This is a genomic window from Candidatus Pelagibacter giovannonii, assembly GCF_012276695.1.
Taxonomy (GTDB): domain Bacteria; phylum Pseudomonadota; class Alphaproteobacteria; order Pelagibacterales; family Pelagibacteraceae; genus Pelagibacter; species Pelagibacter giovannonii.
In genome coordinates, this window is the sequence record NZ_CP038852.1 from 1,119,627 (window position 1) to 1,133,566 (window position 13,940).

The window sequence follows — 13,940 nt, forward strand, 5'->3', positions numbered from 1 at the left end:
AAACTAGAGATTATTAATTAGTTTTTCGCCGTAATTATCTAAATTATCAGACTCTATTATTAACTGTTGATTGAACGATACAAAATTTTTTTCGGTCTCCTCAATATCTAATAATGTATTATTATCATTTTTCATAAAATCAATTTCGAGATCTTTAACTGTTACTACACCGTCCGTATCTTCAATGATAATTTTAAAATCCAGTGCTTCAATACCTGCTGGTGGATTAGCTGTAATTTTACCTGTAGCTTCATCGAATAAAATCCAGCTTGGAATCTCACTACCATTTTTTAAAACTAATTTAATTTTATCAAAATTAGGTTCTAAAATATTTTCTAATTTAAAAATAAAATCACTATTAAAATCTCTTGATTCAGATTGAATTTTAAACTGTTCATTTGCCTCAATTGAACTGACAATATCTTTAAATGATTTGTTTTGATTAACTGCGTCTGTTGCAGTTTTGATAGTTAAACCATCTTCATTAGTAGTGTTCAACTCTACTAAACCATTATTATTAACTGTAATATTTGAAGAATTTTTTTTATTAACTTGCTTCATAATATCTTTATCTTGAGAAATTTTTTCAGGGTCAATTATAACATTTACTTGTTTTTTATTATTGTCTGTATCAACTGCAATAATTTTAAATTCTAGAAGATCTATGTCTTTAGGAATATCAGTACTTGCTTTACCCGTTTTTGAATCAACCGTAATCCAAGCTGGTAATTCTGATCCATCTTTCATTATACCGTAATATTTTTGAACTTCTTTACCTTCATCATTAAAAACTTTAAATTTAAGGCTTAACTCATCCTCAGAGCTAGATTCTGCTACAAGGTCGACTAATTTTAAACCTTGATTAAATTTTTTATCTGACGATTCTGGAAGGTCAAATTTTTTAGCTGCAATTCTTTCTGCTCTTCTTTCTTGTCTTTTTTCTCTTCTTATATCCTTCTTAGATTTCTTTTTACCTTCTTCTTTTACTTCCTTGTATACATTTGTGTTAGTTGAGGTTGGCTCATCAGTAGCTCCTAAAATTGTAATAGTAATTGTTGCGGTATCAGTTGCTGTACCGTCTGAAACTGTATAATTAAACACATCAGTTGCTGTGTCTCCTGCATCTAAAGCATTTGCTGCATCTTGATTTGCAACATAAGTATAAGAACCATTAGCATTTAAAGTTAGTTGACCATAAGTTCCGGTTAAAGCTTGTCCTAAAGTTCCAGCTGTTCCACTTCCTTCAGTGCTACCCACTCTTACAGCTGAGACTACTAGGTTTGCAGGATCATCACCATCTGCATCATTATCTTTATGTGAGCTTGATGATGTTTGTAAAACATCACCAGAATGTTCTCCGGTGGCATCATAAGAGCCAGAAAGATTAGCATTTGCACCATCTGAAACTGTTAAAGTTTGACCTTTATCGATTACACCCACATCATTTTGTGCAACTGGCGCATCATTAGCTCCTAAAATTTTAATAGTAATTGTTGCAGTATCAGTACCACCATTGCCATCTGAAACTGTATAATTAAAAACATCAGTTGCAGTGTCTCCTGCATCTAAAGCATCTGCTGCATCTTGATTTGCGACATAAGAATAAGAACCATTGGCATTTAAAGTTAGTTGACCATAAGTTCCAGTTAAAGCATCTCCAACTGTACCTGGCGTTCCATTTCCCTCTGAACTACCCACTCTTACAGCTGAGACTACTAAGTTTACAGTATCATCACCATCAATATCTGTATCCTTACTACCACTTAAAGAAGTGTGAATTACATCACCCGTATGCTCACCCGTGGCATCGTAACTACCTGCGACATTAGCATTTGCACCATTTGCAACTGTTAAAGTTCCATTTTCAACAATTACACCCACATCATTTTGTGCAACTGGCGCATCGTTTGCACCTAAAACTGTAATAGTAATTGTTGCGGTATCAGTTGCTGTACCGTCTGAAACTGTATAATGAAAAACATCATTTACAGTATCTCCCGCATCTAAAGCTTCTGCAGCAGCTGTATTAGCAATATAAGTATAAGAACCATCAGCCCCAATTGTTAGTGTACCATAAGTACCCGTCACAGATGTTCCACTACTGTTATAGGAACTTCCAGAAGATACAGCTGAATTAGATCCACCATTTTCTTTAATCTGAGTTATGTTTAAAGAGGCTGAATCATCCAAGTCACTATCAGAATGTGAACTTGAGCTCGTATTTATAACATCACCAGAATGTTCACCAGTAGCATCATAAGAGCCAGATAGATTAGCATTTGCACCATTTGCAACTGTTAAAGTTCCATTTTCAACAATTACTCCAACATCATTTTGTGCAACTGGCGCATCATTAGCTCCTAAAACTGTAATAGTAATTGTTGCGGTATCAGTTGCTGTACCGTCTGAAACTGTATAATTAAAAACATCAGTTGCACTATCTCCCGCATCTAAAGCATCAGCTGCATCTTGATTTGCAACATAAGAATATGATCCATTGGCATTTAAAGTTAATTGACCATAAGTTCCAGTTAAAGCTTGTCCTAAAGTTCCAGTCGTTCCACTTCCCTCTGAACTACCCACTCTTACAGCTGAGACTACTAAGTTTGCAGGATCATCACCGTCTGCATCATTATCTTTATGTGAGCTTGATGATGTTTGTAAAACATCTCCTGAATGTTCACCAGTGGCATCGTAACTACCTGTGACGTTAGCATTTGCACCATCTGAAACTGTTAAAGTTCCATCTTCAACAATAACTCCAACATCATTTTGTGCAACTGGCGCATCGTTTGCACCTAAAACTGTAATAGTAATTGTTGCGGTATCAGTTGCTGTACCGTCTGAAACTGTATAATTAAAAACATCAGTTGCACTATCTCCCGCATCTAAAGCATCAGCTGCATCTTGATTTGCAACATAAGTATAAGAACCATTAGCATTTAAAGTTAGTTGACCATAAGTTCCGGTTAAAGCTTGTCCTAAAGTTCCAGCTGTTCCACTTCCTTCAGTGCTACCCACTCTTACAGCTGAGACTACTAAGTTTGCAGGATCATCACCGTCTGCATCATTATCTTTATGTGAGCTTGATGATGTTTGTAAAACATCTCCTGAATGTTCACCAGTGGCATCGTAACTACCTGTGACGTTAGCATTTGCACCATCTGAAACTGTTAAAGTTCCATCTTCAACAATAACTCCAACATCATTTTGTGCAACTGGCGCATCGTTTGCACCTAAAACTGTAATAGTAATTGTTGCGGTATCAGTTGCTGTACCGTCTGAAACTGTATAATTAAAAACATCAGTTGCACTATCTCCCGCATCTAAAGCATCAGCTGCATCTTGATTTGCAACATAAGTATAAGAACCATCAGCATTAAGGGTTAATTGACCATAAGTTCCAGTTAAAGCTTGTCCTAAAGTTCCAGTCGTTCCACTTCCCTCTGAACTACCCACTCTTACAGCTGAGACTACTAAAGTATCACTGTCTGCATCTGTGTCTGCATGACTTCCACTGTTTGTTGTTAATACATCTCCTGAATGTTCACCAGTGGCATCGTAACTACCTGAAAGAGTTGGATTAGACCCATTTGCAACTGTTAAAGTTCCATCTTCAACAATTACCCCAACATCATTTCTTGCAACTGGAGCGTTATTTACTTCGCCTTTAACTAAGATCCTAGCATAATCTCCCCCTCCAGTATTTTTTGCAGCAATGTGAAGAGTTTTGTTGTCGGTGCCACCTACCGCAAACCAATCACCATCATTATTAGTCCCATAACCCCATTTACTATTGCTGTAGGTATTTTGGAAAGGACGCCATTGAATATTTTCAAACTCCCTATTTGAATGTACTGAACTTGGATAAGTACTATTATTTGAATTATGAAGATCTATATCTATATTCGATAAGCTAGAAGATGATGTAGTAGTTTCATTATTGCCAATTAGTATTCCAACAATTTCACGATCAAATACTACTTCAGCTATTTTATTATATCTGTCGTTGTTTTTATTGAAATGAGAGTCTAACGCTACCATATAAACATCCAATGGGCCCTCGTCAGCATCAGGACTTGAACGCGTTGCTTTTAGTTCGTAATGATGAAAGCTTGGATCATCATAAATATACTGTCTATACGCATTACCATTCCACGTACTTTCGCTTCTAGTACTCACACTGGTATTTTCAGGTTTTCTTGCTATTATGTTACCACTAGTAATTCCTGTTTGTTCCAAAACTACTGTAAATCTATCAACTTTATCAGAATGACTATCATTACCTGTACCAAATGTTCCTGAATTATAAGTAAGATAATAATTGCTCCATTCATCAGAATCACTAGGGTTATGATCTCTTGAAGCTTTAAAATCGAATGCATTTCTGTCTGCAGTACCAGTAAAAGCAGCCATTGCTCCCCTGATAGATGTTATTCCGTCTGCACCAACAGTGACTTCAGCTGCTGTTGTGGCTGCACTCGCAGTTCTATACATGACAAGATCATGCTGATAATCAGTTTGGTTAATATTTTTTGTTTCAATATTTCCAATGTTTTTCTCTAAATGCCAATCACCTCCTTTACCAGTTACATCATCAGATGCAGCAATATCAGCTTTAGTAATTTCTGAAATTTTATTAATTAATGATAGGCCTCTTTCATTACTAGCTATATTACAACCATAAAATAAAATATCACCTGATGGACTTAAGTTATTACCAATAGATTTTAAAGTTTTTGAATATTGATTAAAAGTATCGTTACTTAATAAAGCATCCCCAAATAAAATTTGCCCTGCACTCCCGTGACCAATAATATGCAACGAGTCAATATTTTTATAACCTTTTAAAGTTTGATTAATTTTATCAAAACCATTTTCATTTGATTGAATTAAATGAATTTCAGTATTTTTATCAAAAGCTCTTATTAATTGCTGATAATCTTCAACTTGTGTATCAATAAAAACAACTTGTTTTAATTCGTTTCTTTTTTGATCTCTTGTTTGATTAATAAAAGGAAGTTTTACATCAGAGTCTTTGTTTGCACTTTCTACAAATTTATTAACTTTACTTTCATTATTTAAAGAAAACTTATTATGCGCAGTATCCTCTAAAGTATCTATAAAAGTTGATGCACCAGCACCATCAAGCATTATTCTTTGCTCTAAAGCTTCGATAAAAAACTTTTTATTATTTTTTTTCATACAGATCTATTATGAAGAAATACATGATAATTTTGCCTTTCTCATCAAAATGAATGATTTAGCACCATTTTGGGCAGTCACGTTTTTGTTTAAGATAATATTTCCACTAAAATGGACACTAATTGAATATCAAGCGCAAATTTATTAAGACAAACAATGATTTAAGATTTATGAAAAAAATTATTATTTTATTAGCCTTATTTTTAATTACTGCATGTGTGCGTAGTCCCCAGCCTATTAGTTTATTCGAAACAGAAGAAAAGGCGTTTAAAGATATCAGCAACATTGAAGAGATTAAAAAAAATAACAAAGCTTGGGAGGAAAACCTTGAGATTGATTTATACACTGCAATAGCTTTGGCTATTAAAAATAATAAAGAATTAAAAATAAAATTATTAGAAAATGCATTAGCCAATAGGCAAATTGATAAAATAAAATTTGAAATGCTTCCTTCTCTTGCTGCTAATGCTGGTTATTCTGGCAGTGATAAATATAGAACTACAACAAGTGCTAACGTTTCAAATGCAGATACAGCTGGTGTAATGGGCACAACATACACTACTTCAAGTGAGAAAAGTATAGCAAACCAAGATATTGGCTTTACCTGGAATGCTTTAGATTTTGGCTTATCTTATATTAAAGCAGGTCAAAGTAATAATAGATACTTGATCTCCGATGAAGCTGAAAAAAAAGCTACACACAATATAGTTAGAGAGGTAATTAGAACTTACTGGAATTCTTTATCTGCAGAAAAATTAATTAAAAAATATGACCCTTTATTAACAAAGGTAGATTCAGCTTTAAACGACTCACAAAAGATTGAAGAATTATTATTAACCAAACCTATGGATGCCTTATTATATCAAAAAGAATTACTTGATATTCAAAGAGCACTTCAAACACAAAAGCAAATTTTTATAGATGCTAAAATTCAATTAGGAACTTTAATGGGTCTGCTACCTAATCAAAAATTTAAAATTGTAGATACTAACGAACCATTAACTATTTTAGATATGAGCTTAAAAGGTATGGAAGAGCACGCCCTAATCCATAGACCTGAATTAATCGAAAATCATTATGAGGAAAGAATATCTGTACAGCAAGCAAAAGCAGGAATAGTTTCTTTATTACCAGGATTAAATTTCAATGCTGCGTGGACATCCTCTTCTAATGACTATTTAATGAATAAAAATAATTTCGAATATGGCTCAACTCTTGGGGCTAACTTATTAAATGTTTTTTCTTACCCAAAAATAAAAGAAATTAATGAAACAAATCTTCGAATTATAAAAGAACAAAGGTTAGCCTTGTCGATGGCTGTATTATCTCAAGTTCATTTATCAAATATTAACTACCAAATGGCCCTGGAAGAATACGCAACTGCTGATCGATATTATGATGTTTCACAAAAAATTACAGCTCAAGTTAAAAATGCACAAAAAATTGCAAAATTTGGAAATCTTGAATTAATTAGAGAAGAAGCAAGTCTATTAGTTGCCGAACTAAGGTATGATATTGCTTATACAAAACTACAACATGCTATTGGTCAAATTTACACTTCAGTTGGATTAGATGTAACAGAAGATAATGTAAAAGGGTATGACACTGCTTATGGTCAAATCTACAATTCAATTGGATCAGATGTAACAGAAGATAATGTAAAAGAATTAGGTTTTAAGCAATATAATGTAAAAGAATTAGGTGTTAAGCAATATGCAGAAATTATTAAAAATAATTTTAAATCAAATGGAAAAAGATATTATGCAAGTGTTCAAACACCAATTAATAAACAAAATCCAGTTATAAAGAAAAATGAAGGTAAAAATTCAAGTCAATTTACCTTCAAAACCAACACTTTTAAATTGGATGGTTTTGGAAATACAAACTACGAGGCATATCTTGCTAATGGAGATGAATTGCCATTTTGGATAACATTTTTACCATCTCAAAGAACATTTATAATTAATGAATTAGATAAAAACGAAATAGAATCTTTGGATATAAAGGTTACAGCAAAAAATATACACAACAGAATTAATAACACCTTTACTTTATTAATAAGTCCAGAAATGAGAACGGCAAGATTAGCAAAAGAAAAAGAGGTCGCAAAACAAATAAAAATTGCCAAGAAACTAAAAGAGAAAAAGTTAAAAAAATTACCAAAAAAAACAAAATTAGTTAAAAAAAATAATAAAAAAATAAAAAGATTAAATAAGGAATATACCAAAAAGATAAAAATGAATATTTCTACAAAAATGAAATTAATGATCAAAGAAAAGATAAATTAGCAAAGATTCTAGAAAATCAAGATATTGAATTTAATAAGCTTAAAAAAATTACTGATGAAAAGAAGGCAGAAGAGGATAAAAAGCTAGTTGCCCTTCAAGAAAAACTAAATAAGAAATACTTAGAAAAAAGTAATAAATTAAAATCTAAAAAATTAATTAAACTAAAAAAAGAACAAGATAAGAAATTAGCTAAACTAAAGAGAAAAATAGATCTTACAAAAACTAAGGAAGACCTAAAATTAGCAAAATTAAAAAAAAAACAAATAAGTGAATTTAAGGAAGCACAAAAAACTGTAAAAGCAGAACAAATTGTAGAAGATAAACGTATTAATAAAATAAATCAAAATGAATTAAAAAAACTTGCAGAAGTAACTAAAAAAAATCAAAAAAAATTAGCTATAAAACTTGCTAAGGAAAATAAAATAGCTAATGCAAAAAAGGTAAAAGAAGATAAAATAAAAGCAAAAAAAGTGAGAGCGGCAGAAGATAAAAGAATTAAAGAATATCTTAAAATGTTAAAAGAAAAAGAAAAAGAAGCAAAAAAATTAGAAAAAAAACTTAAAAAAGAAGCAAAAAAAGAAGCAAAAAAAAAGAAAACTAGAAGTTAAATTAGTAAAACTAAAATAAAATGCTAAATAAAAAAAACATAAATATATCTGTTAAATTAGGTCAAACAATAACTGGTAAAATTAACAAACCAGAAATAATGAATGTATCAGAGCAAAAAGGTAATATCATTAAAGGTAAGTTATTTAAGCCTAAGTCGCTTACAGATTTAAAGAAAATTATTACTATTAAGAAATAATTAAAAAAAATCTTTTACTAATACCTTATGCAAAAATTACTCACCACGATAAAAATGTGTCCACACAAAATGACAATTCTCATTTAGGATTCGTGTATCAGGCCAAATTACTTAAAGATTTATTTTTTGAGGATGATTATAATTTGATTAATAACAAAGACGGTAAATTGTTTTTAGGCTGGACATTAGATATGAGAAAAATGATAGGTGATAATAAACAAGTTTATTCAATAAATAAAACTAGTGCTACATACAAACAACATAATGATTTAACTAATGAAATATCTTTAATACCTAATATGGGATATGAAAAAAAGTTTTCTGATAAAAGTAAAATTTTATTTTTGTTAAATGCCAAAAATATAAATCGATATACCAAAAGTCTTGGTGCAAATATCTCTTTTAAAAGTAAATTTTAATTTAATGGTTATTCTATAACTTCAATTTCGTTAATGATGCTAACAATTTTTCTACCCTTAAGGACGGCATTCACTCTTGCACATTCATAGTATGCAGATGAGCTCTCTTCTGCTGTTTGTTTCATTTCCAAACACCTAGATTTATTCTTAGTTAATAAATGCTCATATAATTCTGGTGGGTCACCTAAATACATCATGAGACCAATTACTTCTCCTTCTTTTTCAAAATCTGCTTTCTCTTCTATATCTGCTACTCTATCATCAACACCAATTTCAAAATTTTGAAATGCAACAAAGCCTTTATAAAAAATAAAGGCTAAAGCTAAGTAGAAAACTATTTTTATTTTACTCATTAAAATTTACTTAATAGAGATAAGTTGGCATTATGGTTTTCTTGATTTGAAAAATTATTTTCTAAATCAAACTCTAAATCAAACACACCTAGTGCTTTAGAAATTTTAAAGTTTGAAGTCATATCTTCATCAAGACCAAGTGCAAACTCTGTTTCTTTCCTATATAAAAAGCCTGCTGATAATGTAAATTTATTTATATAACCATGACCCTTGATTTGCTGTCTTTCGTAATCAGTACTAATTGTTAACCCTTGGTCATGCTTAAAATCAAACCCTAGACCTGCTGTGTATATATCTCTATTTTTGTTATCAGCTTGATATTCAAAACTTTCACTGTTTGATACGTAGCTTGTTACCACCTTAGAGCTTGAGGCAAATTCTTTACCGTATTCAAGATTAATTCTAGATCTTACAATTGAATTTTCTAGATCAACATCTTGGTCTATTAATACTCCTAAAGAAGCCATTAAAGATTTAATGTCTTGATCATTATAACCAAGTGCTGCAGCGCTGCCACTTTCTGTATAACCATTAAGTGCTGTATAACTTCCATCGATACGACCTGTTGGGGTAATAATTAAATCACTATTTTCATACTCTCTTCCAAAATTAAGTGAACCAAAAACCTGCTTACCTTCACGGTCACCCGTATTTATGTCGGTATTTCCTTCATATTTTCTTACAATATCACTATCTAAATAACTAACTCCAAAAACGTGTTTTAAAAAATTACTGTTTTCTAAACTGTTAATTCCATAAAGAGATAAACTTAATGCATTTGTATCAACTTTAGAACCAAAGGTTCCAACATCAACATCAGTGCTACCCACTCTTAAAGCAACTCCTAATATTTTATCATCATCCATTTTTGTATCAACACCCACAGTTATACCAAGGCTATCAATATCTTGAGCAGAACTTAAGGAGCTCTCACCAATTTTTCCAAAACTAATACTACCTTCAGACCATACCTCCCAATCATTAGGTAAAATTTGATCTAATTTTTGAAGTGGGTTTAGTTTAGCTTGTGCGGAACTTAAAACATTATTGGATACTTTCTTTAATAATTCATTTTGAAAGTTTAACTCTATATTTTGTGCACTTGCGTTGTAGTATTTATTCGCTCTTAAAATAGATAGTCTTTTTAAAGCAGACTGACTTGAGTCTTTAGCAAAATTTTTGGCAGTATTAATTTGTGCATCAACTACACCCCTTACATCTTTATTTTTTTGTGGAGCGTCACACGTTGATGAACTAGTGACTTTAAAAGGACAGCTTAAGCTATACTCATAAACTTTATCACCAATAAAATCTAAGTGATACATTTTTGTTCCAGCATTATTGAAAGCTAGACCAGATATGTCTGCAGCACTGGAAATAGTTGGTGAGAATGTACCAGTTAATGTTGCGCTTGAGCTTGATATATCGAAAGCTGTAGATAAAGCATATTCATCAATTTTATTATCATCGTTATCCGAACTATCTCTTCCTTTTACTACAAACATTTTTGATCCATCAGCATTGAAACTTAGTCCCTGATGAAAATTACTACTTGTTGCATTAGCAAGTGTGTTAGTTAAAGTTTTAGTATCAGGATTATATGGTGTTGAAAGATTATATTCTTCTACTCGCTTTTCTGCACTACCATCCAAAACAAACATTTTTGTTCCATCATTATTAAAAGCAAATCCTCTTGGATCACCACCAATAGAAGTTTCTGTAGGATTTAAAATGTCTATGATTGTACTAATATCATATGGTGTACTTAAAGACCATCTATCAATCCCAGCACCAGTTTTTCCTAAAAGAAAAATTACAGTTCCATCAGAATTAAATTTTACATCTTGTGCTTTAGTCTCTGCACCACTGATATCCACTGACTTTTCTAAAGCCGCTGAAGTAATATCAAAAGCTGTAGTTAGATTATATTGTAGTATCTTATCCATATTTATTCCTGTAATAAACATTTTGGTACCATCAGGCTTAAATGTTATCCCAGTAGGTGAACTTTCTTTGCTTCTGATATCAAGATTAGCAATAAATGTAGGTTCAGCTAAAGCTAGTGATGAAAAAAATAAACTAAATAAAACTAAAAATACTTTTAGTTTAAGAGCACTTTTTATAATTAATTTTTTACTTTTTTTTATTAAATTAAGCATCTTGATTTATTAAAATTTATATATTTGAATTATTGATGAAGATTATTTTATCCTCGATAAAACGCACTCAATATCAGAATTTCTGCCCGTTTTGAGCACTTACAACAACTGAAAAACCGTTAAATTAAATTTTATATAGTATTTTTCATTATGGTATTTTTTTTAAGAAAATTAGCTGTCGGTTCACTTGTGTCATCATTTTTTATTTTGATGCAAGCACAAGCTGGAATAGTTGAGCTGGTAAATAAACAATTTAAAGACCTGAGTATTAAATTGTCAGCAATATTTTAATCTTATGAAATTTATAAAAAACTTTATTTTAATTTTATTATTTATATTTCCCATCTCTAATTCATTTGGAGCTATGCACACTTATGTACAAAAAGCATCAGTGGCTGAGGATGGAGATCATATCCAAGGTATTGAATTTAATGTTGAAGGAACGAAAATGTTTATACTGTACAGACAGGATATTCTTGATGATAATAAATTTGATACTCTTATTAATTCATATAATTTATCTAGACCATTTGATGTTTCTTCAAGAGTTTATGCTGGGGATAGCGAAAGATGTATAATAACAGAAGTTGGTGATGATGGACCTGAACCTAAACAAGGACAATATGATTTAGAATTTAGTAGTGATGGTAAAAGTTTCTTTTTTGTATCAAGCCAAAATGGACAAGATGCAAATGGAATATTTAAATATAATTTAACTTCACCATATGATGTTGGATCATGTCAGTTTGCTCAACAAAATAAAACTCTTGGTGAAAATGATATGCAAAATGGAAGTAATGCAGGAGATATGGTTGGAGCTATCAATAAAAATCGACCTCAAGGAGTAGAGATTGGTGATGATGGAACTAAAATATTTATAATTCAGATGGGTCATGGAAATTCTGGTAGTGATGTTATAAATACCAGATTATTAGAGTATGAACTCTCAACACCTTTCGATTTAGACACAATGTCACTCGTTACAACTGGAGGGATAGAATTAGAAGATGAATGTTCTAATCCCATGGGAATAAGACTTAGTTCAAATGGAAAACGATTGTGGTGTGTTGATCACCTTAATGCCAGTTCAAAAATTGTACAGATTTCTTTAGATGTAGCGTTTTCGACATCTTCATTTACAATTGATGGAACACTAAATATAGCAAATGAGGGAGGTACAGAAAATCTAGATCAACCTAGAGGTATTGCATTTAGTAGAAATGGTTTAAAAATGTACATAGGTGGAGACAGAACTATTGATGCAACCCTTGGAGATGTCGTAAACGAATTTGATTTAGTTTGTCCTTTCAATATTATTGAAGGAAAATGTCCTAGTATCACAACAGGTGATAGAACTGGAATAGCTATTGCACAAATAGAAGTAGCAACAAGAACTATTGAACACTCAACGGACACTGCTTTAAATAGATTAAAGTGGATTAGAAGAAACAAAGATAATCAAAACTTAACTAATCTTAATTTAAATCTTAATTTTACCAATCAAATGCTTGCCTCTCTTACTAAAGTTGTAAAAACCTCAGCTACTACAAAGAAAAAAGAGGAAAAACAACAAGACGTATTTTATTGGAGCGAAGGAAGTATTGTAGTTGGAAGAGTAGGAGACACAAATGTTTCTTCATTTAAAAGGATTAAAACTGATGCAATTACAGTTGGAGTGGATAAATTTACCAAAAATAATGGCATTAGTGGACTTGCTTTTAGATTTGGTAAAAATGATATTGATGTTGGCTCAGCTGGAAGCAATTTAGATACGAATACTTATAATTTAACCCATTATTCCTCATCCCCAATTGAAGATGATACAAAATTTATAGACACTGTTTTTGGAGTAGGTGTTCTTAACTCGGATATTTTATCAGTGCTTGATGGTAAACGTGTAACCGCTGATAGAAAAGGTAGACAAATATATGGAACAATTAAATTAAAAGATGAGATTAAGAAAAATAATTTAATTCTAGTTCCATCTGTACAAATAGATCTTGGTTACACCTTGTTAAATGATTATCAAGAAAGTGGTAATACTGCTATGAAATTTAAAAAGCAAGGTATTCAATCAAGAAATGCCAGGCTTTCAATTGCTGCAGTTGATGAATTAGAAAATAATAAATATAAAATTCGAAAGCATGGAAAATTAGAATACAAAGCAAATTTACATCGCTCTTCTAATATAAAATATTCTTACGTCTCTGATGCTTCAAGTGGTGAATTTGATACCAAATTAAACTCAGGTGCTTTACATAATTTAAACGGTGAATTAGGAATAGATATAATTTTACCTGATAGTTTTAGTATCTTTTTAATCTATGAGAGAAATCAAGCTTTAGGCACAAGTCATACTGATAAAATACATTTAGCTATAGGATATTTACCAAATAAAAAAACTAATTATGCTTTTAAATTAGTAGGCTCAGAAAATTTAGGATCTGAGTTTAAGATAAGTAAAAATATTAATGATTTTGAAATTGATTTTAAATTAAACAATCAAGATGCATTGAAACCAAATACTTTTGATGAAGCAACAATTAATTTAAAGAAAATCTTTTAATAATCATAAAAGAAGGAGATCGTCAAATAAAGACGTTGTTTACAAGCTAATCACGTCCCTTTTCCAACAGATCGAAAAGTTAAAGTAGTATTAAATTTAAAGAGACTTGTATCTATCACCACCGATAAGGCGTACACTTAGTTTT

9 protein-coding genes are annotated in these 13,940 nt (G+C 31.1%); 6 read left to right on the plus strand and 3 right to left on the minus strand.

What is annotated here, in order from left to right:
- Positions 1 to 3 precede the first annotated feature (3 nt).
- A complete protein-coding gene (locus E5R92_RS06125) occupies positions 4 to 5,205 on the minus strand; it encodes a VCBS domain-containing protein (RefSeq protein WP_168607207.1) in 5,202 nt (1,733 codons plus the stop codon).
- Between the two features lie 170 nt (positions 5,206 to 5,375).
- Between E5R92_RS06125 and E5R92_RS06130 the strand changes: the two genes are divergently transcribed.
- The 4 genes from E5R92_RS06130 (at position 5,376) to E5R92_RS06145 (ending at position 8,717) form a co-directional block, all read left to right on the plus strand.
- A complete protein-coding gene (locus tag E5R92_RS06130; protein ID WP_168607208.1) occupies positions 5,376 to 7,493 on the plus strand; it encodes a TolC family protein in 2,118 nt (705 codons plus the stop codon).
- Positions 7,494 to 7,963: 470 nt separating this feature from the next.
- Entirely contained in the window at positions 7,964 to 8,101 is a 138-nt protein-coding gene (locus tag E5R92_RS06135) for a hypothetical protein (protein ID WP_168607209.1), read from the plus strand.
- Positions 8,102 to 8,121: 20 nt separating this feature from the next.
- The gene (locus E5R92_RS06140) at positions 8,122 to 8,298 is read left to right on the plus strand and encodes a hypothetical protein (RefSeq protein ID WP_168607210.1); all 177 of its coding nucleotides are present in this window, start codon (positions 8,122 to 8,124) and stop codon (positions 8,296 to 8,298) included.
- 56 nt (positions 8,299 to 8,354) lie between these two features.
- Positions 8,355 to 8,717 (plus strand): hypothetical protein, encoded by a 363-nt coding sequence (locus tag E5R92_RS06145; RefSeq protein ID WP_168607211.1) that lies wholly within the window; start codon positions 8,355 to 8,357, stop codon positions 8,715 to 8,717.
- Between the two features lie 8 nt (positions 8,718 to 8,725).
- Here E5R92_RS06145 and E5R92_RS06150 read toward each other — a convergent pair whose 3' ends face one another.
- Together E5R92_RS06150 and E5R92_RS06155 are read right to left on the minus strand one after the other, a co-directional pair.
- Complete coding sequence (locus E5R92_RS06150; protein ID WP_168607212.1) at positions 8,726 to 9,070, minus strand: hypothetical protein; 345 nt, start codon at positions 9,068 to 9,070, stop codon at positions 8,726 to 8,728.
- Entirely contained in the window at positions 9,070 to 11,229 is a 2,160-nt protein-coding gene (locus tag E5R92_RS06155) for an autotransporter outer membrane beta-barrel domain-containing protein (RefSeq protein WP_168607213.1), read from the minus strand. Before E5R92_RS06155 ends, E5R92_RS06150 begins: the two co-directional genes overlap by 1 nt.
- Positions 11,230 to 11,379: 150 nt before the next feature.
- Between E5R92_RS06155 and E5R92_RS06160 the strand changes: the two genes are divergently transcribed.
- Both E5R92_RS06160 and E5R92_RS06165 read left to right on the plus strand, forming a co-directional pair.
- Positions 11,380 to 11,520 carry a hypothetical protein gene (locus tag E5R92_RS06160; RefSeq protein ID WP_168607214.1) on the plus strand — a complete coding sequence of 47 codons (141 nt, stop codon included), beginning with the start codon at positions 11,380 to 11,382 and terminating at the stop codon, positions 11,518 to 11,520.
- Positions 11,521 to 11,524: 4 nt separating this feature from the next.
- Positions 11,525 to 13,795, plus strand: a complete 2,271-nt coding sequence (locus E5R92_RS06165; protein WP_168607215.1) for an autotransporter outer membrane beta-barrel domain-containing protein — start codon at positions 11,525 to 11,527, stop codon at positions 13,793 to 13,795.
- Positions 13,796 to 13,940: the final 145 nt, after the last annotated feature.

Excerpts from the sequence above, each read along its gene's own strand:
- E5R92_RS06125 (WP_168607207.1), bottom strand. The coding sequence starts at position 5,205 with ATGAAAAAAAATAATAAAAAGTTTTTTATCGAAGCTTTAGAGCAAAGA.
- E5R92_RS06130 (WP_168607208.1), top strand. The coding sequence starts at position 5,376 with ATGAAAAAAATTATTATTTTATTAGCCTTATTTTTAATTACTGCATGT.
- E5R92_RS06140 (WP_168607210.1), top strand. The coding sequence starts at position 8,122 with ATGCTAAATAAAAAAAACATAAATATATCTGTTAAATTAGGTCAAACA.
- E5R92_RS06150 (WP_168607212.1), bottom strand. The coding sequence starts at position 9,070 with ATGAGTAAAATAAAAATAGTTTTCTACTTAGCTTTAGCCTTTATTTTT.
- E5R92_RS06155 (WP_168607213.1), bottom strand. The coding sequence starts at position 11,229 with ATGCTTAATTTAATAAAAAAAAGTAAAAAATTAATTATAAAAAGTGCT.
- E5R92_RS06160 (WP_168607214.1), top strand. The coding sequence starts at position 11,380 with ATGGTATTTTTTTTAAGAAAATTAGCTGTCGGTTCACTTGTGTCATCA.
- E5R92_RS06165 (WP_168607215.1), top strand. The coding sequence starts at position 11,525 with ATGAAATTTATAAAAAACTTTATTTTAATTTTATTATTTATATTTCCC.